This window comes from Brevibacillus sp. MS2.2 (assembly GCF_013284345.1).
Lineage (GTDB): Bacteria > Bacillota > Bacilli > Brevibacillales > Brevibacillaceae > Brevibacillus > Brevibacillus brevis_C.
The window spans coordinates 43,790-64,863 of the sequence record NZ_JABSUZ010000001.1 but is presented as its reverse complement, the minus strand read 5'-3'; the positions used below and the strand labels follow the sequence as shown (position 1 = coordinate 64,863).

Annotated in this window: 24 protein-coding genes; all 24 read left to right on the top strand. The window is 48.3% G+C overall.

The genetic code is table 11. The features are described 5' to 3' along the window. The first annotated feature begins 46 nt into the window (after positions 1 to 46). Positions 47 to 418 carry an NADH-quinone oxidoreductase subunit A gene (locus tag HP568_RS00250; RefSeq protein WP_007725457.1) on the top strand — a complete coding sequence of 124 codons (372 nt, stop codon included), beginning with the start codon at positions 47 to 49 and terminating at the stop codon, positions 416 to 418. Then, the gene (locus HP568_RS00245) at positions 409 to 927 is read left to right on the top strand and encodes a NuoB/complex I 20 kDa subunit family protein (protein ID WP_007725455.1); all 519 of its coding nucleotides are present in this window, start codon (positions 409 to 411) and stop codon (positions 925 to 927) included. Before HP568_RS00250 ends, HP568_RS00245 begins: the two co-directional genes overlap by 10 nt. Beyond that, positions 924 to 2,198 carry an NADH-quinone oxidoreductase subunit C gene (locus tag HP568_RS00240; protein ID WP_173628004.1) on the top strand — a complete coding sequence of 425 codons (1,275 nt, stop codon included), beginning with the start codon at positions 924 to 926 and terminating at the stop codon, positions 2,196 to 2,198. The genes HP568_RS00245 and HP568_RS00240 overlap by 4 nt, the downstream gene beginning before the upstream one ends. A gap of 3 nt (positions 2,199 to 2,201) precedes the next feature. Further along, complete coding sequence (locus tag HP568_RS00235) at positions 2,202 to 3,350, top strand: NADH-quinone oxidoreductase subunit D (protein WP_048035077.1); 1,149 nt, start codon at positions 2,202 to 2,204, stop codon at positions 3,348 to 3,350. Further along, complete coding sequence (nuoH, locus tag HP568_RS00230) at positions 3,347 to 4,357, top strand: NADH-quinone oxidoreductase subunit NuoH (protein ID WP_173628003.1); 1,011 nt, start codon at positions 3,347 to 3,349, stop codon at positions 4,355 to 4,357. Before HP568_RS00235 ends, nuoH begins: the two co-directional genes overlap by 4 nt. Before the next feature lie 135 nt (positions 4,358 to 4,492). Next, positions 4,493 to 4,906 carry an NADH-quinone oxidoreductase subunit NuoI gene (gene nuoI / locus HP568_RS00225; protein ID WP_007722093.1) on the top strand — a complete coding sequence of 138 codons (414 nt, stop codon included), beginning with the start codon at positions 4,493 to 4,495 and terminating at the stop codon, positions 4,904 to 4,906. Position 4,907: 1 nt separating this feature from the next. Then, complete coding sequence (locus HP568_RS00220; protein ID WP_048035075.1) at positions 4,908 to 5,417, top strand: NADH-quinone oxidoreductase subunit J; 510 nt, start codon at positions 4,908 to 4,910, stop codon at positions 5,415 to 5,417. Beyond that, complete coding sequence (nuoK, locus tag HP568_RS00215; protein WP_007722089.1) at positions 5,414 to 5,725, top strand: NADH-quinone oxidoreductase subunit NuoK; 312 nt, start codon at positions 5,414 to 5,416, stop codon at positions 5,723 to 5,725. Before HP568_RS00220 ends, nuoK begins: the two co-directional genes overlap by 4 nt. A 27-nt stretch (positions 5,726 to 5,752) precedes the next feature. Next, a complete protein-coding gene (gene nuoL / locus HP568_RS00210) occupies positions 5,753 to 7,666 on the top strand; it encodes an NADH-quinone oxidoreductase subunit L (RefSeq protein ID WP_173628001.1) in 1,914 nt (637 codons plus the stop codon). Then, complete coding sequence (locus tag HP568_RS00205; RefSeq protein WP_048035073.1) at positions 7,659 to 9,191, top strand: complex I subunit 4 family protein; 1,533 nt, start codon at positions 7,659 to 7,661, stop codon at positions 9,189 to 9,191. The genes nuoL and HP568_RS00205 overlap by 8 nt, the downstream gene beginning before the upstream one ends. 3 nt (positions 9,192 to 9,194) lie before the next feature. Then, complete coding sequence (nuoN, locus tag HP568_RS00200; protein ID WP_173628000.1) at positions 9,195 to 10,727, top strand: NADH-quinone oxidoreductase subunit NuoN; 1,533 nt, start codon at positions 9,195 to 9,197, stop codon at positions 10,725 to 10,727. A 104-nt stretch (positions 10,728 to 10,831) separates the two neighbouring features. Continuing rightward, entirely contained in the window at positions 10,832 to 11,062 is a 231-nt protein-coding gene (locus tag HP568_RS00195) for a DUF1146 family protein (RefSeq protein WP_048035071.1), read from the top strand. Between the two features lie 97 nt (positions 11,063 to 11,159). Beyond that, positions 11,160 to 11,903, top strand: coding sequence for a YwmB family TATA-box binding protein (locus HP568_RS00190; protein ID WP_173627999.1), 744 nt, complete (start codon positions 11,160 to 11,162; stop codon positions 11,901 to 11,903). A gap of 18 nt (positions 11,904 to 11,921) precedes the next feature. Further along, positions 11,922 to 13,247, top strand: a complete 1,326-nt coding sequence (gene murA / locus HP568_RS00185) for a UDP-N-acetylglucosamine 1-carboxyvinyltransferase (RefSeq protein WP_016740202.1) — start codon at positions 11,922 to 11,924, stop codon at positions 13,245 to 13,247. Between the two features lie 173 nt (positions 13,248 to 13,420). Further along, on the top strand, positions 13,421 to 14,437 hold the full coding sequence (gene spoIID / locus HP568_RS00180) for a stage II sporulation protein D (RefSeq protein ID WP_173627998.1): 1,017 nt from the start codon (positions 13,421 to 13,423) through the stop codon (positions 14,435 to 14,437). A gap of 87 nt (positions 14,438 to 14,524) precedes the next feature. Next, positions 14,525 to 15,259: a M23 family metallopeptidase gene (locus tag HP568_RS00175; RefSeq protein ID WP_173627997.1), complete on the top strand. Its 735-nt coding sequence runs from the start codon at positions 14,525 to 14,527 to the stop codon at positions 15,257 to 15,259. Positions 15,260 to 15,439: 180 nt separating this feature from the next. Next, positions 15,440 to 15,724 (top strand): sporulation transcriptional regulator SpoIIID, encoded by a 285-nt coding sequence (gene spoIIID / locus HP568_RS00170; RefSeq protein WP_003388385.1) that lies wholly within the window; start codon positions 15,440 to 15,442, stop codon positions 15,722 to 15,724. A gap of 81 nt (positions 15,725 to 15,805) precedes the next feature. Beyond that, positions 15,806 to 16,822 (top strand): rod shape-determining protein, encoded by a 1,017-nt coding sequence (mreB, locus tag HP568_RS00165; protein WP_015893600.1) that lies wholly within the window; start codon positions 15,806 to 15,808, stop codon positions 16,820 to 16,822. 7 nt (positions 16,823 to 16,829) lie between these two features. Beyond that, positions 16,830 to 17,798, top strand: a complete 969-nt coding sequence (locus HP568_RS00160) for a flagellar hook-basal body protein (RefSeq protein WP_048035067.1) — start codon at positions 16,830 to 16,832, stop codon at positions 17,796 to 17,798. Between the two features lie 15 nt (positions 17,799 to 17,813). Continuing rightward, positions 17,814 to 18,647: a flagellar hook-basal body protein gene (locus HP568_RS00155; RefSeq protein WP_173627995.1), complete on the top strand. Its 834-nt coding sequence runs from the start codon at positions 17,814 to 17,816 to the stop codon at positions 18,645 to 18,647. Between the two features lie 34 nt (positions 18,648 to 18,681). Then, the gene (locus HP568_RS00150; protein WP_048035065.1) at positions 18,682 to 18,936 is read left to right on the top strand and encodes a DNA-directed RNA polymerase subunit beta; all 255 of its coding nucleotides are present in this window, start codon (positions 18,682 to 18,684) and stop codon (positions 18,934 to 18,936) included. A gap of 130 nt (positions 18,937 to 19,066) precedes the next feature. Further along, positions 19,067 to 19,588 carry a CDP-alcohol phosphatidyltransferase family protein gene (locus tag HP568_RS00145; protein WP_048035064.1) on the top strand — a complete coding sequence of 174 codons (522 nt, stop codon included), beginning with the start codon at positions 19,067 to 19,069 and terminating at the stop codon, positions 19,586 to 19,588. Positions 19,589 to 19,752: 164 nt separating this feature from the next. Then, the gene (gene fabZ, locus HP568_RS00140; RefSeq protein ID WP_173605649.1) at positions 19,753 to 20,211 is read left to right on the top strand and encodes a 3-hydroxyacyl-ACP dehydratase FabZ; all 459 of its coding nucleotides are present in this window, start codon (positions 19,753 to 19,755) and stop codon (positions 20,209 to 20,211) included. A gap of 125 nt (positions 20,212 to 20,336) precedes the next feature. Further along, entirely contained in the window at positions 20,337 to 21,074 is a 738-nt protein-coding gene (locus HP568_RS00135; RefSeq protein ID WP_173627994.1) for a WecB/TagA/CpsF family glycosyltransferase, read from the top strand.

Below are 21,074 nucleotides of genomic sequence, written 5' to 3'. Positions count from 1 at the left end.
CAGCGCAAGACGATTCATACCTTTCTCAAGAGCGGAGGGAACGTGGGTGAGTGACATCTATACCAACAATTATGTGATTGTCGCGATCTTTTTAATTCTTGGTGTGCTGTTGCCCGTAGCTACAGTCAGTTTTGTTGGTCCATTACTTCGTCCAAAGAAACCGACACGGGAGAAGCAAACTACTTATGAAAGCGGTAACATTCCTGTTGGTGACAGTTGGGTGCGTTTCAACGTGAAGTATTACATCTTTGCCCTCATGTTTGTCATCTTTGATGTAGAAACACTCTTTCTGTATCCGTGGGCCGTCGCTTACAAAGAACTGGGGCTCTTTGCCTTAGTCGAGATGGTCATCTTTATATCCTTGCTCATCGTAGGATTGATTTACGCGTGGAGAAAGAAGGTGCTGGAATGGAACTAGACCTGACAAGCATTGCGCCTGAATTGCAAGAGGAACTGAATCGCAACGTCATGTTCACGACATTGGAAACAGTGAAGGGATGGGTTCGTAGCAACTCGTTGTGGCCATTAACTTTTGGCTTGGCCTGTTGCGCGATCGAGATGATGGGAACGGGTGGAGCGCGTTATGACCTCGACCGGTTTGGCGTTATTTTTCGAGCATCCCCAAGACAATCTGATGTCATGATCGTAGCCGGAACCGTCACGAAAAAGATGGCGCCACTGCTGCGCAGGCTGTATGATCAAATGCCTGAACCGAAGTGGGTGATTGCCATGGGCTCCTGTGCGACAGCGGGAGGTCCGTACGTGCGCTCGTACAGCGTGGTAAAAGGTGTAGACCAGATTGTGCCTGTCGACGTATATATTCCGGGTTGTCCGCCTAACCCTGCTGCTTTGATCTACGGAATCAATAAGCTCCAAGAAAAAATCCGTTACGAAGCGAAGACTGGGAAGCAGGTGACCAATCTATGAGCGATGAGAAACGCAAGCCGACGCCAGAGGAAAAGGCCGCGGCAGCGGCTGAAGCCCGTGTCAAGGCCGAAGCATTGCGAAAATTAAGAGAACAGGAAGCGCAGGCTCCCCAAGAGGCGAGCCCAGTGGAGGGAGCTCAAGAGCCAAAAGAGGAAGCCTCTGCTCCAGAAGCTAAACCTGTGTCCGAAATGACACCTGAGGAAAAAGCCGCAGCCAAGAAAGCAGCAGCGGCTGAAGCGATTGCCAAGGCAAAAGCAGCGAAGGAACAGGCAGAAGCTGCTTCACCACCAGCAAAGCCCGTGTCCGAAATGACACCTGAGGAAAAAGCCGCAGCCAAGAAAGCAGCAGCGGCTGAAGCGATTGCCAAGGCAAAAGCAGCGAAGGAACAGGCAGAAGCTGCTTCACCACCAGCAAAGCCCGTGTCTGAAATGACGCCGGAAGAAAAGGCAGCAGCCAAGAAAGCGGCTGCCGCAGAAGCACTAGCCAAGGCAAAAGCAGCCAAGGAAGCAAAAGAAGCCGCGGAAAATGGAGCAAATACAGATGATTCAACTCCAGATGCGGATGCCAAGGCGAAAGCCGCAGCTGCCGCAAAAGCCAAGGCTGCCGCCGCAGCAGCAGCAAAGGCAAAAGCTGCACGCGAAGCAGGTGGCGATGAATCCGGTGATGACGACGCCAAGGCGAAGGCCGCAGCTGCCGCAAAAGCCAAAGCAGCCGCCGCAGCAGCAGCGAAGGCAAAAGCAACACAAACGACTGGGGATGAGACACCGGCAGAGGAAGCTCCAAAAGCACCTTCCAAAAACCAGCCCTATCTTGATAAATACGTGTCACGAATTTCCGAAGCATTTGGACAGGAAGTCATCGAGGCTTCGTATATTAACGAGCTGGGAAAGGAAGTTCCAACTCTCACCATTCAAAACGAACGTTGGCATCAAGTTGCCCAATTTTTAAGAGATGACGAGCAATTGAGCTTTGAGTACCTGTCCGATCTTCACGGTGTCGATTACGAGGATCGCCTGGAGGTATACTACCACTTTTATTCCTACAAAAATCGCCAAAGCTTGGCAGTAAAGGTCAAAACAAGCAGAGAAGAGTCAAAAGTTGCTTCTGTAATGGACCTCTGGCATGGCGCAAATTGGAATGAAAGAGAGACTTTTGACCTTTTGGGTATTCATTTCCCGGGACATAAGGATTTACGTCGAATCCTGTTGCCGGATGATTGGGTAGGGTATCCACTCCGCAAAGATTATGTGCAATACGACGAGGAGGTTTAGCAGATGAACCATAACATCCTCACGACTCATGTTGATACCTCATCTGAAACAGGACTTCGTACGGAAGAGATGTTATTAAACGTAGGTCCACAGCATCCGAGTACACACGGAGTATTTCGCTTGGTTGTAAAAATCGATGGGGAAACCATTAAAGAAGCGATTCCGGTGATGGGTTATCTGCATCGAGGCACAGAGAAGCTGGCTGAAAACTTGACCTATACACAAATTATTCCTTATACAGACCGTATGGACTACGTGTCCGCCATGACCAACAACTACGTTCTCTGTCACGCAGTAGAAACGATGATGGGGCTGGAGATTCCAGAACGAGCTCAGTTTCTACGATTGATCGCGATGGAACTGAACCGGGTGGCGAGCCATTTGGTTTGGTGGGGAACGTTTCTATTGGACATTGGTGCGATGGGGCCCTTCCTGTATGCATTCCGTGATCGGGAGACGATTCTAGATTTGTTTAATGAGCTATGCGGGGCGCGGATGACTTTTAACTACATGCGTGTAGGCGGAGTGAAATGGGATGCACCTCCAGGCTGGACCGACAAAGCCAAAGAATTTGTCCAATATATGAAGAAGGAATTGAATAACTACCATCAACTGGTGACGGGTAACGAGATTTTTATCCACCGTCTCAATGGAATCGGCAAGTTCGATACAAAAACTGCGTTGGATTACTCGCTATCAGGTGTCATGCTCCGCTCGACAGGTGTCAAGTGGGACCTGCGCAAGGACGAACCGTATTGCATTTATGATCGTTTTGAATTTGATGTGCCGACAGCGACTGAGGGAGATTGCATGGCGCGCTATCATCTGCGCATGGCTGAAATTGAACAATCTCTGCGAATTCTTGAGCAGGCATTGGAGCAATTTCCGAGTGAAGGCGAAGTCATGGGCAAAGTACCACGTGTGATTCGCCCGCCTGCTGGGGAGACATATGTGCGCATCGAGTCACCGCGGGGAGAAATTGGTTGCTACATTGCTAGTCAAGGCAAGGATAAACCGTGGAGATTGAAGTTCAGACGGCCTTCATTTACCAATCTGCAAATTCTGCCTAAGCTGTTGCAGGGGGAAAACCTCTCGAACATGGTTGCCATCCTGGGCAGTATCGACATCGTGCTCGGGGAGGTTGACTGTTGATGAATACTCTCTTGCAGCAAGCACCCTCATGGGGAACCACGCTTTGGTTTATCGTAGCGGCCGTTTTACTGCTTGCAGTCGTGTTGGGATTCGTTACGTACGCTATTTACTTTGAGCGCAAAGTGATTGGGTGGATGCAGCTACGCATCGGGCCGAATCGAGTAGGACCATTGGGACTTCTCCAGACGGTTGCCGATGTTGCCAAGCTGCTATTAAAGGAAGATATTCGTCCGCAGCACGCTGACAAAGCGTTGTTCACTTTAGCACCAATATTGGCTTATGCCCCTGCTTTTGCCGTATTGGCGGTCATGCCTTTTTCGGAAAGCATTCGGTTCGCTGATCTGGGAATAGGGCTGTTGTACTATATCGCCTTGTCTGGGATCACCGTATTGGGCGTGATCACGGCTGGATGGGCCTCGAATAACAAGTATTCGCTGATCGGGGGTCTCCGCTCCGCTGCGCAGATGATCAGCTATGAAGTACCGCTGGTCATGTCCGTGGTGGGGATCGTTCTATTGACGGGCAGCATGAATCTCAAGGATATTGTCTATGCGCAGCAGGATGTCTGGAATATTGTTCCGCAGTTTATCGGATTTGCTGTATTTATCATTGCTGCCCAGGCTGAGCTGAATCGTACGCCGTTTGACTTGCCAGAAGCAGAGTCGGAGCTCGTTGGTGGTTACCACGTCGAGTATTCCGGTTTCCGTTTTGCGATGTTCATGCTGGCGGAGTATGTGTACATGTTCGGGATGGGTGCCCTGATTACGATTCTCTTTTTGGGTGGATGGTTGCCGATTCATCCATCACTGGACTTCATTCCGGGAATCGTGTGGTTTATCCTTAAATTTTCACTTTACGTCTTCCTCCAGTTTTGGATTCGCGCCACGATGCCGCGCTTACGTGTCGATCAACTGATGTCGTTTGCCTGGAAAGTGCTGTTGCCCGTGGCATTGTTCAACATCCTGCTCACAGCCGTAGTGGTTTCTTACCAAAATGGCATGTTCTAGTAGCGACTTGATCGAAAACGACTTCGTCCCACTGTTTTCATAGCGCAGGCTTCGCCATAGGCTTGCTTCGTCAAAAGCTTGCTTTCGTCAAAAACGTGGTGCAGCCAAGTTCTCAAATTCTGAGGGGTGACACACATGCTAGGACTGGCCAAAGGCCTGGGGTATACATTTAAAAAGCTCACGGAGAAAAAAGTAACCCACTTCTATCCGGATGTGCCCTTTCCAATGCCGCCTCGCTTTCGCGGTATTCAACACTTTTCTCCTGAAAAATGCATCGTCTGCAACCAATGCGCACGCATTTGTCCGACGGAGTGTATTCAACTGACAGGGAAGCCCCATCCTGATCCGGAGAAAAAAGGAAAGATTATCGATACGTACGATATCAATTTTGAACTGTGCATTTTATGCGATTTGTGCACAGAGGTTTGTCCCACTGAAGCGATTGTAATGACAAACAACTTCGAACTGGCTGCCTATAGCAGGGACGAATTGTACAAGAACTTGAAATGGCTGGACGACAACAATACGAACGTCAGGGAGGAGAATTAGTATGACAGGCGAATTCGTAGCCTTTTTTATCCTGTCCCTTCTGACGATCGGTGGCGCGGTGTTTATGATCAGCTTTACGCGCGTCGTCCACATGGTCATTTCATTAGGCGTTACGTTTATCAGCATTGCAGGTCTGTTTGTTTTGCTGGGAGCGGAGTTCGTCGGGGTCGCACAAATTCTGGTCTATTCAGGGGCTATCTCCATTCTGATGCTCTTTGGAATCATGCTGACCAAGCACGATGCGAACGATGAGGGAACAGGCCGGACATGGAAAAACCGTTTTATCCTGCTCTTCGTAATCGTTCTGTTCGGATTGTTGTTCTGGGGTGTGCAAAATACACCGTGGCCTGCGCCACCGCCACCAGCAGAGGTTCCAGTAAACAATGCAAAAGAAATCGGTATCGAAGTATTCACCAAATTCGTCATACCATTTGAACTGCTGTCTGTTCTGTTGTTGGTCGCGTTGGTCGGTGCGATCATCATGGCGAAAAAGGAGGGGGATAACGAATGACAGTAAGCATTTCCTCCTACTTAATGGTCGCTCTGATTCTCTTTTGTGTAGGCCTGTACGGCGCATTGACCAAGCGAAATGCAGTCGTCGTCCTGTTATCAATCGAGCTGATGCTGAATGCTGTAAATATTAACCTGGTCGCCTTTTCCAAATTCGGACTGTATCCATCCGTGACGGGACAAATCTTTACCTTGTTCACGATGACGGTTGCAGCTGCCGAGGTTGCCGTAGGGTTAGCGATTCTGATTGCGCTGTACCGTAATAAGGAGACCGTGAATGTAGATGAAATGGACCAAATGAAACGATAAGAGGGAAACCTGAAAAGGAGGACAAAGATGGATACTCTAATGCACTATGCCTGGCTGATCCCTCTGTTTCCGCTTCTTGCTTTCATCGTGATCGTCTCATTTGGTCGCCAATTGAAAGAAGGAGCGGCCATAGTGGGCATTACCCTGACGGCTGTTTCTTTTGGAATCGCAGTACTCATCTTCTGGGAGAGATTCCAGGGTGGGGGAGCGGATTACAATTATGTGATAGATTGGCTGCATATCGGCGATATCGTGATCAACATGGGATTCGAAGTGAATCCGCTGAATGCCATGATGCTCGTCATTGTGACATTGGTCAGTCTGTTGGTCCAAATCTATTCAAAAGGCTACATGCATGGAGATGAACGCTTTCCGGTGTTTTATCAATATCTGGCGCTGTTCACGTTCTCCATGCTGGGATTAGTCATCTCGCCAAATTTGTTGCAAGTATATATTTTCTGGGAGCTGGTCGGGGTATGCTCCTTCCTGCTCGTTGGCTACTACTACTTCAAGACAGAGGCAAAAGCGGCTGCCAAAAAGGCTTTTATCGTTACACGCATCGGGGACCTTGGTCTCTTCATCGGGATATGTCTGTTGTTCTGGTGGACCGGAAGTTTTGAGTATGGGGCGATTTTTGAGAGTATCGCACTCGGACGACTGGAACCATGGATGATTACGCTCGCAGCGATCCTCATTTTCGTTGGGGCCATGGGAAAATCAGGTCAATTTCCGCTTCATACGTGGTTGCCTGATGCCATGGAAGGTCCAACACCTGTGTCTGCATTAATTCACGCGGCAACGATGGTCGCGGCTGGTGTTTATTTGGTCGCTGCTACCTATCCGCTGTTTATCGCATCCGATACGGCTTTGACAGTTGTGGCGTATGTAGGAGGATTCACCGCCATATTTGCAGCCTCGATCGGTCTGACCCAACGGGATATCAAGCGTGTCTTGGCTTATTCCACAGTCAGTCAGCTCGGGTACATGATGCTGGCATTGGGTGTAGCTGGTGCTGCTGGTTATGTAGCGGGTTCCTTCCATTTGATGACTCACGCCTTTTTCAAAGCACTGCTCTTCCTTGGAGCAGGTAGTGTCATCCATGCCGTACATACGCAGGATGTATTCGAAATGGGTGGTTTGTGGAAAAAGATGCCGATCACCGCTTTGACTTTCTTGATCGGTTGCTTGGCAATTGCGGGGATCTTTCCGTTCGCTGGTTTCTGGTCGAAAGAAGCGATCCTGGGAGCTGTTTACGGAGCACATCGCTACGATTTGCTGTTCATCGCGCTGCTAGCAGCATTCTTTACCGCATTCTATATGTTCCGTCTGTTCTTCCTGACATTCGCAGGGAAGGCACGTGGCAAGCACGAAGCACACGAATCTCCAAGAGTCATGACAGGTCCGCTCTTGGTCTTGGCGTTACTTGCGGTTGTCGCAGGCTTTGTGAATACACCGTACGCACCATTACTCTCTGATTGGTTGTTGTCAACGAACACAGGGACGGCAATCACGAGCATTTTTGGGGAAGGCAGTGAGCACGCGGCAGCCTGGTTGCAGATTGTGGCTCTGTTGATCTCGATTCTCGGAGTCGTGCTGGCTTACCTGATGTACGGCAAGAAATCTATCTCCTCGGACACGATTCCCAAAGCAATGCCGTGGCTCTATCAGCTTTCATACAAGAAATACTACATCGATGAGCTGTATCACAACGTCATTGTTCGTCCATTAGGCTGGCTTGGATTTGTCCTGGATGTATTTGATAAGTATATTGTGGATGGTTTGGTTGGCTTGACAGCAAAAATCACCCAAGGAATCGGATCTTTGCACGCAAGAGTACAAAGCGGGCAGATTCAGTCCTACGGGGCAATGGTCATATTCGGTCTGTTACTCTTGATCATCGCCATCAGTTTGACGGCCAAGGGAGGTGGACTCTTTGGGTAATATCCTTTTGTCATCACTGGTGTTCTCTCCGCTGCTGGCGATTCTCGTCATGGCTTTTATCCCTAGTCGACATGCAGGTGTGATCAAGCAGGTCGGGATTTTTGGAACGTTGCCGGCACTTATCTTGGCAGGTTGGATGTTCGGCATGTTTGATTACGAGACAGCCAATCTCCAGTTCGTAGAAAAGCACAATTGGATTTCGATTCCGATTGGAATGGCTCAGGCAGGCACCGTCTTTGCTTTTGAGATCAACTATGAGCTCGGTGTGGATGGTATTTCGATGCCATTGATTTTGCTGACGGCGATTATCGGGACCCTCGCAGCAATTGCTTCGTGGCAGATCAAGAAGAGGCAGAAGGAGTATTTTATCCTGTTTCACCTGCTGTTGATCGGTATGTTGGGAGTCTTTGCAGCAGACAATCTGTTTCTGTTCTTCATTTTCTTCGAGCTGACACTCGTACCGATGTACTTCCTCATCGGGATTTGGGGATATGGGGAGCGCGAACAGGCTGCGAACAAATTCCTTTTGTATAACGGAATCGGTTCAGGGATCATGCTGCTGGCTTTCATCGTGATCTTTGTCATCATGCGGACGCTCAATATGGATGAAATAACGGCGATCCTGACGACACCAGGGCATCCGATTACCGAAATCCTTACACCGGAAATGCGTTTTGGCATCTTCCTAGCGCTATTTATCGCTTTTGCGATCAAGCTGCCGGTATTTCCGTTCCACACGTGGATGCTACGCGTTCACGTACAGGCTCCACCTTCTATCGTTATGATTCACTCCGGTATTTTGCTGAAGATGGGGGCGTACGGTCTTTTGCGGATGGGAATCGGCTTCTTCCCAGAGCAGGCCTATGATTTCTCTACGTGGATGGCAGTTCTGGGGATTATCAACATTTTGTATGGAGCTGTACTGGCCTTCGTACAAAAGGATTTAAAAATGGTGCTGGCTTACTCCAGTATCAGCCATATGGGTATCGTCTTGCTTGGTTTCGCTTCGATGAACACGATCGGGTTTCAGGGAGCGATGTTCCAGGTGGTATCCCACGGCTTTATCTCAGCACTGCTCTTCTTCTTGATCGGTGTCATTTGGGATCGGACGCAGACATCGATGCTCGACGATTTGGGCGGTTTAGCCAAGTCCATGCCGTTTGTCAGCGGCGTGTTGTTGGCAGGCGGGATGGCTTCACTCGGACTTCCGGGCATGTCCGGATTCATCAGTGAGTTCTTTGCCTTCCTCGGTCTGTTTGGTCGTTTGCCAGTAATGGCAGCAGTGGGAGCGATCGGGATTGTCCTCACCGCGGTTTATTTACTCAGAGCGATCTTGAAAACGACTTTTGGCCCTACTCCGGGTAGATGTACAGGACTTGCTGATGCACAGCCGATGGAAGTCATTCCGATAGTAGTCCTATTGGGATGTATTATCCTCATCGGGGTTTATCCGGCAGTTCTGGGGAACCCGATGCAGCAGGCGCTGAAAACGATCGTACCTATCGTAACGGGAATAGGAGGGTAATCCATGGAGGTTAAAGATATTTTCTCATATGACTGGAGCTACCTTCTGCCCGAGTTTATCATTCTTGGCTTTGCTACCTTTTTATCTCTGCTGGATCTTTTTGCGGGCAAACGCCTTGGCAAGCAGGTCATCGGTTGGCTATCCTTTCTGGCAACGGTCATAGCGGCGATCTTTGTGATCATCAATATGAATGCTCTCGATAAGCCATACAGCTACATGATCGACATGATCCGAATCGATGATTACGGCAATGCGTTCAAGCTGATTTTCCTGGCAGGGACAGCTTTTGCCATTCTCATCTCGCTGTCCTATCTGAAATCAGGGGAAATCCAGCACAGAGGCGAGTATTACTATTTGCTGCTGACCGGACTGCTCGGGGCTATGGTCATGGCTTCGTCGGCTGACTTGATTACCTTGTTTGTGGGACTGGAGCTATTGTCTCTCTCGTCCTATGTACTGGTCGGATTGCGAAAAAAATCGCGGCTTTCCAACGAGTCGGCGTTCAAATACGTCGTTTCGGGAAGTATTGCCACGGCTGTACTCCTGTTTGGGATGTCGTACGTGTACGGACTTACGGGAACCACACATATTTATGAAATTTCATTCCGATTGGCAGAAGCGGGAATGGCGGGCTATCAGTTCCTCGTCTATACAGCGTTTGCGTTTCTCGCAGTAGGTCTTGCATTCAAAATATCTGCAGCGCCTAACCACATGTGGGCGCCAGATGTTTATCAAGGTGCTCCTACCCCGGTCACTGCTTTCCTGGCAGTTGTGTCAAAAGCAGCAGGATTTGCGCTGATCTTTCGAGTGATGATGATCTCGTTTTTCAACGTTTCCGATGGAACGGGATCAGGACGGTTCTTTTTCGAAGAGGGAAGTCTCTATCTGGGGCTGATGGCAGCGGCCTCAATGATTATCGGGAATACGATGGCGCTCAGGCAGACAAACGTCAAGCGTATGATGGCTTACTCTGGTATTGCGCAAGCTGGCTATTTGCTTGTGCCGTTTGTACCGCCGACCTCTCTCTTTTTCAGCGAAGTAATCTTCTATCTGTTCGGTTACTTGATCGTTAGCTTTGGTGCTTTCGCTGTGATTATGGTTGTATCTCGTGAGCAGGAGACAGAGGATTTGAAAGGATTTGCCGGATTGTATCATCGCTCACCAGTGATGGCAATCGCGATGAGCATCTTCCTCTTGTCCTTGGCAGGTATCCCGATTACGGTTGGCTTCTTCGGGAAGTTCTATCTGTTCATGGGTACATTAGTGGTAGAAAACTACTGGCTGGCGGCGATTATGATCATCACCAGCGTTATTTCCTACTACTACTACTTTGGGATTATTCGTCAGATGTACATGCGTCCTGGGACAACCGAAGCACCTATGGTTGTGCCAAAAGGCATTTGGACGTTTATTCTCATCATGGCAATCGCTACCGTGTTCTTCGGTGCTTTTCCGGGTCTGGTCACCGACTATATCCAGATTCATTTCAATCCGTCGTTTGATTTTGGGAACATGCTGTCTCCCAGCTCTCAGTGATACTCGTAACTGAATAGCACTTCAGGTACAATAGAAGGGATGGCTCGTGATCGGGCCGTCCCTTTTTCTATGATTCTCGGAAGGGTAATGAGGAGGTAACGAGCATGCCACAAGAAGTATACGGCTTGTTGAGTATCATTTTATCGATTGCGTTTATTGGGCTCGCTTGGTGGGCGTTGCAATCCTTTCGCTTTGATAAGATTTTGAAAAAACCAAATGGTGCTCAGGCGAAGCTGTTGCAAATTTTTCTTTCCATTGTGATTGGATATGAACTGTCCCGCTTTTTCCTTGATTACTTGGGCTGGTCCCTGACATTCGGGAATTTGTTCAACTAAATACCCAAAGACGACGATTCGCTGGTATATCCACCCAGCTACATGTACAAAATGAGAAGTACAAAGAGATACATGTAAGCAAAGGGAGAGGATATCAATGGGGAAATGGTTTGGTTGGTGCGTGCTGGCTCTATTGCTCGTGATGGGGGCCGTGTATTGGATGCCTGCACAAGCAAAGGAAGAAAAGCCGGTTGTGACAAAAATGATGAAAGTACTAGAAGAAACGGGCGCAACGGGTGTATCGGTTCAGGTACGTATGCGTACGGCGATGGGAGAAGGCCTTCGTCCTGAACAAGTAAAAGAGTTGGCGACGAAATGGGCACAACAACTTGAGATTCCGTTTTCCCCAAGCGAACAATCGCGTAAACACAACATACTCGCATATAGGACTACATACACACAAAACGGCGTGGATCTGAGCTACGAGGTGACAGGAGTTCCTAAAAATGGAGCATTTTCTGTATATCTAGTACTTCAGTTATCTGGAAACCGTGATTCCCTACTATATATTGGACAAGTACAGGAAACCTTCACGAATGCCCTGCAAAGCGCCGACTTTATTCCGCAAATTAGCACTTGTATTCGCGGATTGTACAATGTTAAGATGGGTGTTGACCAACAGGAGGGTAAAATATTGTCGATTTTTGGTACTCTCCAGGCGACAGAATTAGAACGTTTGCAAGATGATACGGTTGTCAGCATTTCAGGGTATACCCCTATGTGGGAATCATTCATCGCGTTAAACGGTCAAAAGATGAATCTACAGGTGGCTACGCATCGTGACAGCCATTCTGGAACATGGATTACGGTAGGTACACCAATCATCACTGTGGAATATTAGCACGCGGAGGGGTACACATTGGATAAAATTATTGTCCGTGGTGGTAAGGCATTGGCTGGAAATGTAAAAGTATCTGGCGCCAAAAATGCCGTACTCCCTATTATTGCAGCATCTATCTTGGCAGAAGAAGGGACTTGCGTCATCTCAGACGTACCAGGTCTTGACGATGTCCGGACGATATGCGACCTCTTGAAATCGATGGGAATCTCCCTTACATATGATCATGAAGTGCTGACGATCGATGCTTCCAAGCTTACGAGTGTAGAAGCGTCCTATGAACTGGTCCGCAAAATGCGCGCATCTTTCCTCGTGATGGGGCCGCTTTTAGCCAGAAAAGGACAAGCTCGTGTCGCTCTTCCGGGTGGATGTGCCATTGGTACGCGCCCGATCGACCAGCACCTAAAAGGGTTTGAGGCTATGGGAGCCAAAATCGAAATCGGACAAGGGTTTATTGAAGCGACGGTAGAAGGACGATTGAAGGGTGCGAAAATCTACCTGGATATTGCTAGCGTCGGTGCAACAGAAAATATCATGATGGCCGCTGCTTTGGCAGAGGGAACCACATTGATCGAAAATGCGGCAGAAGAGCCAGAGATCGTTGATTTGGCGAACTTCCTGAACAGGATGGGTGCAAAAATCCGCGGAGCGGGTACAGGTTCGATTCGCATCGAAGGCGTGGAAAAGATGAAGGGCTGCACACATTGTGTCATTCCTGACCGCATTGAAGCAGGAACTTTCATGGTGGCTGCAGCGATTACTGGCGGCGATGTCTTTGTGGAAGGTGCGATTTGCGATCATCTCAAATCCGTGACTGCCAAGCTTCGTGAAATGGGCGTGGACATTGAGGAGCAAGAAAACGGCATTCGTGTACGCCGCACAGGCCCACTGAAAGCAGTTGACCTCAAGACGCTGCCATACCCTGGCTTCCCGACGGATATGCAGTCGCAAATGATGGCGCTTTTGCTTGTTTCAGAAGGAACGAGCATCGTGACCGAAACAGTATTTGAGAACCGCTTCATGCACGTGGAAGAGTTCCGTCGCATGAATGCGAACATCAAGATCGAAGGCCGAAGTGCCATCGTCGAAGGTGGTTCCAAGCTGACAGGCAGCAAGGTAGCAGCAACTGACTTGCGTGCGGGTGCAGCACTTGTACTGGCTGGGCTTGTATCTGAGGGAGAGACTGAGGTTTCTGCCCTGCACCATATTGACCGTGGCTACGTAAACTTTACGGAAAAGCTATTGGCTTTAGGAGCAGATGTAGAACGCGTGGTTCCAGAAGAAAAGGCTCGTGAAAAAGCAGTTTCCGAAACCATCAAAGTAAGCTTCTCTCCTAATTTTGCTTGATAAATGCGTCAACCATATGGCAAAACGAAAGATTCTCTGCGGATGCAGGGGGTCTTTTTTTCGTTCTCTCGACTCTCTCATTCTCTCGTTCTACCGCTCTGTTGCAGAACATAGACTTTTAGTAGGTTATTCAGACTTTTCGTGTCTAGTACGTAACGGGGAGGATCTCTTGCATGAAACGCTATCTACTCATGTGGTTTATCGCTTTGCCGATCTTGCTCGTCCTGATGCCTGCTGCTCTGGTCTTTTGGTTTTCACCAGAAAAAGGTCCTGTCAGTCAGCCAACTGTGGCCGTCTCGGAACCTGCCATACCAGCGACGAAGGAATCCGCTGCCTCTCTGCCGGTAAAGGTGTACCGCACAGAAAAAAAGGCCGTGGAAACATTGCCGCTAGAAATGTATATTACCGGAGTCGTAGCGGCGGAAATGCCTGCTGAGTTCGAGCTGGAGGCTTTAAAAGCACAGGCGTTGGCGGCCAGGACCTATATCGTGCGACGGTTAAAAGAGGGCAAGTTTGATGATGTGCCATCAGGAGGGCAGGTCTTGGATACGGTGCAGCATCAAGTCTATATGGATGAACAGCAGCGGCGTGAGCGTTGGGGAGACCAATACGAATGGAAAAACAAACGCATCCAACAAGCAGTTATGGCGACGGCAGGGGTTATCCTGACCTACCAGAACGAGCCCATTGACGCGACGTTTTTTTCCACCAGTAATGGCTTTACAGAGAACTCGGATGAATATTGGGAAAAGCCCATTCCTTATTTGAAGAGCGTTGCGAGTCCTTGGGATATTCAATCTCCTCGCTATGAGGAAACGGTTGTCATGTCCACCGTGGAGCTAGAAAAGAATTTGGGCGTCAAGCTCACGCAGGAGGCTTCTACCAATGGTTCCTGGTATCGGATCGAATCACGTACAACCGGAAATCGCGTAGGAACCATCAGTATTGGCGGCAAGGAATTTACGGGAAGAGAGTTTCGTGAAAAGCTCAATTTGAATTCTTCCTCCTTTACGCTGGACTTGCGCGGTAATCAGGTTTTCATTACGACTAAAGGGTACGGACATGGTGTCGGGATGAGCCAGTGGGGAGCAAATGGAATGGCCAAAAGCGGCAAAAGCGCGGAGCAAATCGTCAAGCACTTCTACCAAGGAATTAGTCTGCAAGAGTATAAAAGAGTGATCCCAGCTTAAAAGAAAAGCAAATTTTTACTTTTCCCTACTCTCTCAGGTTTATACGCCAAAATTCTGGCGATACTGAGGGATGAGGTGATGAATAAAATGGAAGATCAAAAAAATCAAAATCAACCGATTCCATTCAAGAAGGTAAGTTCTTGGAAAAAAGTTTTGGGCAAGAAATGGGCGTTTCCTGCAATCTACATCGGCACCGCAGCAATCATTCTCGCTTTTGTGATGTGGTATCAGGGCAATGTCATGGACACGGTATCCAAAATGACGAATGGCACAGATGGCGTGGCAGTGACAACTCCTGCAGCTCCTGAGACAACTACACCGCAAAACGAAGAAGCGGTACCTGCTACAAGTGGCGTACAACCACTCGCATGGCCAGTAGGAAAAGGCGTGCAGTACAATGTGGGCATGAACTACTACGATGAGAAAGCTTCCAAGGACATTCAGCAAAAAGCATTGGTGAGCTTCGACAGCACCTTCTATCCGCACACAGGTATTGACCTCGTATCCACGGATGGCAAGAGCTTTGATGTCATCGCAGCTCTTGCGGGTAAAGTAGTAAAAGTGGTGAACGATCCACTTGTCGGCAACGAGATTGAGATTGAGCACGCAGACAAAATGATTACGGTATATCAAAGTCTGGAAAGCGTAACAGTCAAACCAGGCGATGAAGTGACACAAGGTCAAGTAATCGGGTCTGCTGGACGCAACACCTTTGAAAAAGACGCTGGCGCACATCTTCACTTTGAAGTTCGCATCGATAACAAGCCTGTCAATCCAGAGCAATACTTGATTCAGGCTGAAACGGAAGTAAAAAATCAATAACCATTGAATTTAGAAAAACACCTGCAAAATACAACAATTGCGGGTGTTTTTTTGCGTGTGGTACAAACTGTTGAAAAAAGATGCGGCCGTGCTGGCTTGTCAGGCTTGGAAACGTAGAATATGTGTCCCTACGCACCCATATATTGTATCAGACAATGTAGATACAAGGAGGCGAGTAATGTGCACGACTACATCAAAGAGCGGACCATCAAAATCGGCCGATATATTGTAGAGACGAGAAATACGGTTCGGATGATCGCTAAAGAGTTCGGTGTTTCGAAAAGTACTGTGCACAAGGACTTGACTGAGCGGCTGCCTGAGATAAATCCAGAGTTGGCGAACCAGGTTAAGGAAATTTTGGAATATCACAAAGCCATCAGACATCTTCGGGGGGGCGAAGCGACCAAAATCAAGTACAAACGGCGTAGTAAAAAAGTACGAGTAGAACAGGAGGAGAGTGTGTAAGAAAGAATTTCCTTGTCCTCTCACGTAGAAGAGCCTATGATATTAGGTAGAAATGTAACTGGTAATCAGGGAGGACCTTTCATGTTTGGCAAAGATATCGGAATCGACTTGGGCACGGCCAATGTCTTGGTTTTTGTAAAAGGCAAGGGAATTGTCCTAGACGAACCATCTGTCGTGGCAATAGATAGTAAAACCAGAAAAGTTTTGGCCGTAGGAAATGAAGCCTATCGCATGGTAGGCCGCACCCCAGGAAACATCGTAGCGATCCGACCTTTGCGAGAAGGGGTTATCGCGGATTTTGAAATCACAGAGGCCATGTTAAAGCACTTCTTGAACAAAATTGGTGGAAAGAGCATGTTTGCCCGTCCGCGTATTTTGATTTGCTGCCCGACCAACATCACGTCTGTTGAGCAAAAAGCAATTCGTGAAGCAGCTGAGCGCAGCGGTGGAGCAAGAGAAGTTTTTATCGAAGAAGAACCGAAAGTCGCCGCAGTTGGGGCAGGTATGGACATTTTTCAGCCGTCCGGTAATATGGTAGTGGATATCGGTGGGGGAACGACCGATGTAGCGGTATTGTCGATGGGCGATATTGTCACGTCTTCCTCCATTAAAATAGCAGGCGATACATTCGATGTGGCTATCATGCGTTACATAAAAAATAAATACAAATTGCTGATTGGAGAGCGTACGGCTGAAGATATCAAGGTTCAGATTGGAACCGTATCCGGCGGACGCCAGGACGAAATGGACATTCGGGGTCGAGACATGGTAAGCGGCTTGCCGCAAACGATTACCATTCGCTCCAATGAAGTCCAGGAAGCCCTGGCTGAGTCGGTGAGTGCGATTGTACAAGCCTCAAAATCTGTTTTAGAACGAACACCTCCGGAGCTTTCTGCCGATATAATTGATAAGGGTGTTTTCCTGACCGGTGGTGGCGCATTATTGCACGGTATTGACGAGATTCTGGCAGAGGAGCTGAAGGTTCCTGTGCTGGTAGCGGACGAGCCAATGATGTGCGTTGCAAAAGGAACAGGAATGATGCTGGACTATTTGGACAAGATGCCGGCTCACTCGAATAAGCGATTATTCAGGGGGTAAGATTTAAGTGATCAGAGGCTTGTATACGTCTGCATCTGGCATGCTGGCTTTGCAGAACAGGCAGGAATCGCTGGCGAACAACTTAGCAAATATCAATACACCCGGGTTCAAACAGGACGTGGGTGTCATGCGTGCATTTCCGGAGCAATTGCTCTCACGCATGAATGATCAGGAAGGACTGGATGTTCCGGGTGTCCCTACTATGCCTGGACAACCTGCCATTATCGGGCGTTTGCACACAGGGGTATACATGTCGGAGGCGCTGCCGAATTTTGCGCAGGGGGATATTGAAGAGACACGCAATCCGTATGATCTTGCGTTGATGGACAATATTCAGCCAGATCAGGATGGAAATGAGCGACGGTTGTTTTACAGTGTGGCGCGGATTGAGGATGTGACGCAGCCAGCTCAAGAAGAGGATATTCGTTACACGCGAAACGGCAACTGGAGCGTGAATGCGGACGGTTACTTGGTAACGGCTGATGGGTACTATGTTCTGGACAATCAAAATCAGGCGATTCGAGTCAATGATCCAGTTAGTGGAATTAATGCTGGACAAGATTTGAAGATCAACGAAGCTGGTGAATTGTTGTACAAAGACCCGAACACGAATGAATATCAATCTCTGGCAGCCCATCCTCGGTTGGGACTGGCTGTAGTAACCAATCCCTTGATGCTGGTTCGTGAGGGAACCAACGTTTTCCGCTGGGAAGGCGACATAAACGTCGAAGCGATTGATGTTGCTGAAGCGAACGATCAAGCAGCTCTGGCGGCAGGTACCTACGCTACGCCTACGATTGCAGGTCGATACGGTATGCAACAAGGCTGGCGTGAACGCTCCAATGTAGACCCTGGTCAAACCATGACGAACATGATGAGTGTTCTTCGCGCTTATGAAGCGAACCAACGGGTCATTACAACGATTGATGGTACGTTGGATAAGGCTGCTAATGAAATCGGTCGTGTTAACGGATAATAGGAGGTAGGAAAGATGCAGTCGCTTAATATTTCCACATCAGCTATGCGCGGTATTCAGCAAGCGTTGGACAATACAGCCAACAACCTGGCGAATATTGATACAATCGGGTACAAGCGCCGGGTCGCATCGTTTTCCGAGCTTCTCTCCGATTCGATGAATGAACAGCCGGCAGCAGACAATCAAAATCGGAATACGCCAGTAGGGATTCGGATCGGAAGCGGTGCCCGTCTTGGCATGACCAAGCTGGATCTTGGACAAGGTAGTGTGAAAGTTACGGATGTGCCAACAGATGTGTTGGTTGAGGGAGACGGGTATTTTCTAGTCACTCACAAGATCAAGGACGCTACTGGTGCTGTCATTCAAGAGGAAAATCGATTGACACGCGACGGCTCTTTCAAGGTCTCATTCGATGATGATGAACAAGGTTATGTATTGCACACTACCTCTGGTCACATCTTGACTGACGAAAACGGCGTAAATATTGTATTGCCAGAGCCAGTCACCAATATTCAAATTACTGCCGAGGGAGCGCTTATTGCCAATGGAGTGTCTTACGGCAATATCGGTCTTTGGAAAGTAGACAATCCTGATCAGTTGCAGCAGGTCGGTCAGAATCTGTTTGATGCTGATTTAGATTCCGGTGCAAATCCAACTACTAAATACACCAATGCCCTCATTACAGGCGATGCTACACTGCGACAAGGAGCATTGGAAAGCTCCAATGTAAGCATGACAGAGGAAATGTCCCAACTGGTGAACATTCAGCGTGCATATCAATTGAACTCACGCGCAGTCGGCATCAGTGATCAAATGATGGGCATTGCCAACCAACTGAGAAGCAGATAACCCATATCATTTCAACATGACGGAGGAGAGGAGCATGGAACAAGGGAAGAGCAAACGTTTCCCGCGTCAAACCGAAGAAGTTAAGTCAAAAGGAAAAGAGCGGGAACGGAGCGGCAAGAATTGGCGGCTGAGAGTTGCCAAGATGGTGCTGGTCCCACTCCTGCTGTTTTTCTCGCTGGTCATTGGTCTGATGATCGGATACGGTGGAGTTGGCAAGAAGCCAATGTCTGATGTATTCAATCTGGGAACCTACACACATATGTGGGATTTAATGTTTGAAGATACGTAGAAACTTAGCTGGACAAGCCCGAACCTATGGTTGGGGCTCTTATTTTTTCGAGGACTTGTTGTGGTGTTTGTCCACAGAGTATAATAGATCGAGTGGTTGAAAAAGGAAGTGACGATTTGAATACGGAGGGATGTCCGTGAATCTTCCTAATTTGCTTACGATCTTTCGCATCGTGCTCATCCCTTTGTACCTGTATGTCTTTTTTTCGGAGTTTCCGTATCATGTTGAAATCGCTTTAGGCATTTTAATTTTGGCGGGAGTGACCGATATTGCGGACGGGTACATCGCGCGGAAGCATAAGCTTGTGACCACCATCGGAATGATGTTAGATCCTCTGGCAGATAAATTAATGATGTTGGCGGTCATCGCCTCATTATTTTTGACGGATCGAATCAGTATATGGGCCGCTCTGTTTTTCTTTGTGCGCGATCTGGCAATGATAGTAACAGGAGCTGTGTACCATTTCCGCGGGAAAAAAACCGTCCCGGCAAACGCCTATGGCAAGCTGACAACTGTTCTGTTATATGTTGTCATCCCACTGGTAATGTATCGCTATGAGTACAGTGAAGAGATACTTTGGTCGGTTATAGCGTTCTCCTTTATTGTGAGCGCGATTTATCTGGCAAAGGCGCGACTATTGAACCGCGTGTAAGGTTGAAAAAGAGCACTTCCCACTCTTTGGGGAGGAAGTGCCCCTTTTATCTTAACCCCGCTTGTCCGTTCAACTGGGGCGAGAGTTAGGTATATTGTTTCTTTGGTCAAAGGGTATTCATGCATAGACAAGTCTAGTTAAGTATGGAAATGGAGCGATACATAATGGAAATCAAAGCGCCTTTGGATATTATGCAAATTCAGGAAATCATCCCGCATCGTTACCCGTTTTTGCTGATAGACAAAATCGAAGAGCTGGAGTTAGGAAAAAGAGCAGTTGGAATTAAAAATGTCACGGTAAATGAACCGTTTTTCCAAGGCCATTTTCCAGGTTATCCAGTTATGCCTGGTGTCCTTATTGTGGAAGCACTGGCACAGGTTGGGGCAGTAGCGATGCTTAGCATGGAGGAACATCAAGGAAAAATCGGACTGTTCGCAGGTATTGATGAATTCCGTTTCAAAGATCAGGTGAAGCCGGGAGACACGCTGGTACTTGAGGTTGAGCTTACTCGTGTGCGTGGTACCGTCGGAAAAGGTCATGGCAGAGCACTGGTAAATGGGAAAGTAGTAGCAGAGGGCGGATTGATGTTTGCCCTAACGGCAGGAAATAAGGCACATTCATGATCATCTTGAATGTGCCTTTCTTTTCGGGTAGAATGGCTAATGGGCATCTCTATGCATGAATAAGGTAGTTTAAAAAGTCGTCTTTTTAAACATTGATTTAATAACAAGCACTTGAAGGTGAAGAAATGACCAAACAGGTCGCAACCATATTAGATGTGCCATTTACGACTCGCGGTTTCCGTGAGACTGTCGATCATATAACAGAGCGCATACAAAGCGGTCAAAAGACCCACGTGGTGACCGCCAATCCGGAAATCGTCATGGTAGCGAGAGAGAATCGCGCTTTCCGTTCTATTGTAGAACAAGCCTATGTCGTTCCAGATGGAATTGGAATCGTGTACGCTGCTAAATGGACGAATCAGCCAATTTATGAGCGCGTTACGGGTGTGGAGCTTCTGGAAGCGCTCATGGCGAAAGCCGATCAACATCAGTGGGGCGTGTATTTACTCGGCGCCAAGCCGGATGTTATTCATTTGGCAAAAGACAAACTGAGTGCTCGTTATCCGAACGCCCGAATCGTCGGATGTCGGGATGGCTATTTTCGCCCAGAAGACGAAACGCAAATTGTACAAGAAATTGCCGAAGCGAAACCGCAGCTCCTGTTCGTCGCACTGGGGGCACCCAGACAAGATGAATGGATGGCGAAGTATCGCGATCAGTTAAATGCCTCCCTGATGATGGGGGTAGGCGGAAGCTTTGATGTCATTTCCGGGAAAGTGAATCGCGCTCCCGAGATCTGGCAAAAATTGCATTTGGAATGGTTTTACCGACTTGCTTCCGAGCCTTCCCGCTGGAAGCGTCAACTGGCTATTCCCCGGTTTGTTCTAACCGTACTGAAAGAAAAATGGAGTAGCCGTTCCTAG

Bases quoted from the DNA above. Each gene is read 5' to 3' on its own strand.
- HP568_RS00245 (WP_007725455.1), top strand. From the start codon at position 409: ATGGAACTAGACCTGACAAGCATTGCGCCTGAATTGCAAGAGGAACTG.
- HP568_RS00240 (WP_173628004.1), top strand. From the start codon at position 924: ATGAGCGATGAGAAACGCAAGCCGACGCCAGAGGAAAAGGCCGCGGCA.
- HP568_RS00235 (WP_048035077.1), top strand. From the start codon at position 2,202: ATGAACCATAACATCCTCACGACTCATGTTGATACCTCATCTGAAACA.
- nuoI (WP_007722093.1), top strand. From the start codon at position 4,493: ATGCTAGGACTGGCCAAAGGCCTGGGGTATACATTTAAAAAGCTCACG.
- HP568_RS00220 (WP_048035075.1), top strand. From the start codon at position 4,908: ATGACAGGCGAATTCGTAGCCTTTTTTATCCTGTCCCTTCTGACGATC.
- nuoK (WP_007722089.1), top strand. From the start codon at position 5,414: ATGACAGTAAGCATTTCCTCCTACTTAATGGTCGCTCTGATTCTCTTT.
- nuoL (WP_173628001.1), top strand. From the start codon at position 5,753: ATGGATACTCTAATGCACTATGCCTGGCTGATCCCTCTGTTTCCGCTT.
- nuoN (WP_173628000.1), top strand. From the start codon at position 9,195: ATGGAGGTTAAAGATATTTTCTCATATGACTGGAGCTACCTTCTGCCC.
- HP568_RS00195 (WP_048035071.1), top strand. From the start codon at position 10,832: ATGCCACAAGAAGTATACGGCTTGTTGAGTATCATTTTATCGATTGCG.
- HP568_RS00190 (WP_173627999.1), top strand. From the start codon at position 11,160: ATGGGGAAATGGTTTGGTTGGTGCGTGCTGGCTCTATTGCTCGTGATG.
- spoIID (WP_173627998.1), top strand. From the start codon at position 13,421: ATGAAACGCTATCTACTCATGTGGTTTATCGCTTTGCCGATCTTGCTC.
- HP568_RS00175 (WP_173627997.1), top strand. From the start codon at position 14,525: ATGGAAGATCAAAAAAATCAAAATCAACCGATTCCATTCAAGAAGGTA.
- mreB (WP_015893600.1), top strand. From the start codon at position 15,806: ATGTTTGGCAAAGATATCGGAATCGACTTGGGCACGGCCAATGTCTTG.
- HP568_RS00155 (WP_173627995.1), top strand. From the start codon at position 17,814: ATGCAGTCGCTTAATATTTCCACATCAGCTATGCGCGGTATTCAGCAA.
- HP568_RS00150 (WP_048035065.1), top strand. From the start codon at position 18,682: ATGGAACAAGGGAAGAGCAAACGTTTCCCGCGTCAAACCGAAGAAGTT.
- HP568_RS00145 (WP_048035064.1), top strand. From the start codon at position 19,067: ATGTCCGTGAATCTTCCTAATTTGCTTACGATCTTTCGCATCGTGCTC.
- fabZ (WP_173605649.1), top strand. From the start codon at position 19,753: ATGGAAATCAAAGCGCCTTTGGATATTATGCAAATTCAGGAAATCATC.
- HP568_RS00135 (WP_173627994.1), top strand. From the start codon at position 20,337: ATGACCAAACAGGTCGCAACCATATTAGATGTGCCATTTACGACTCGC.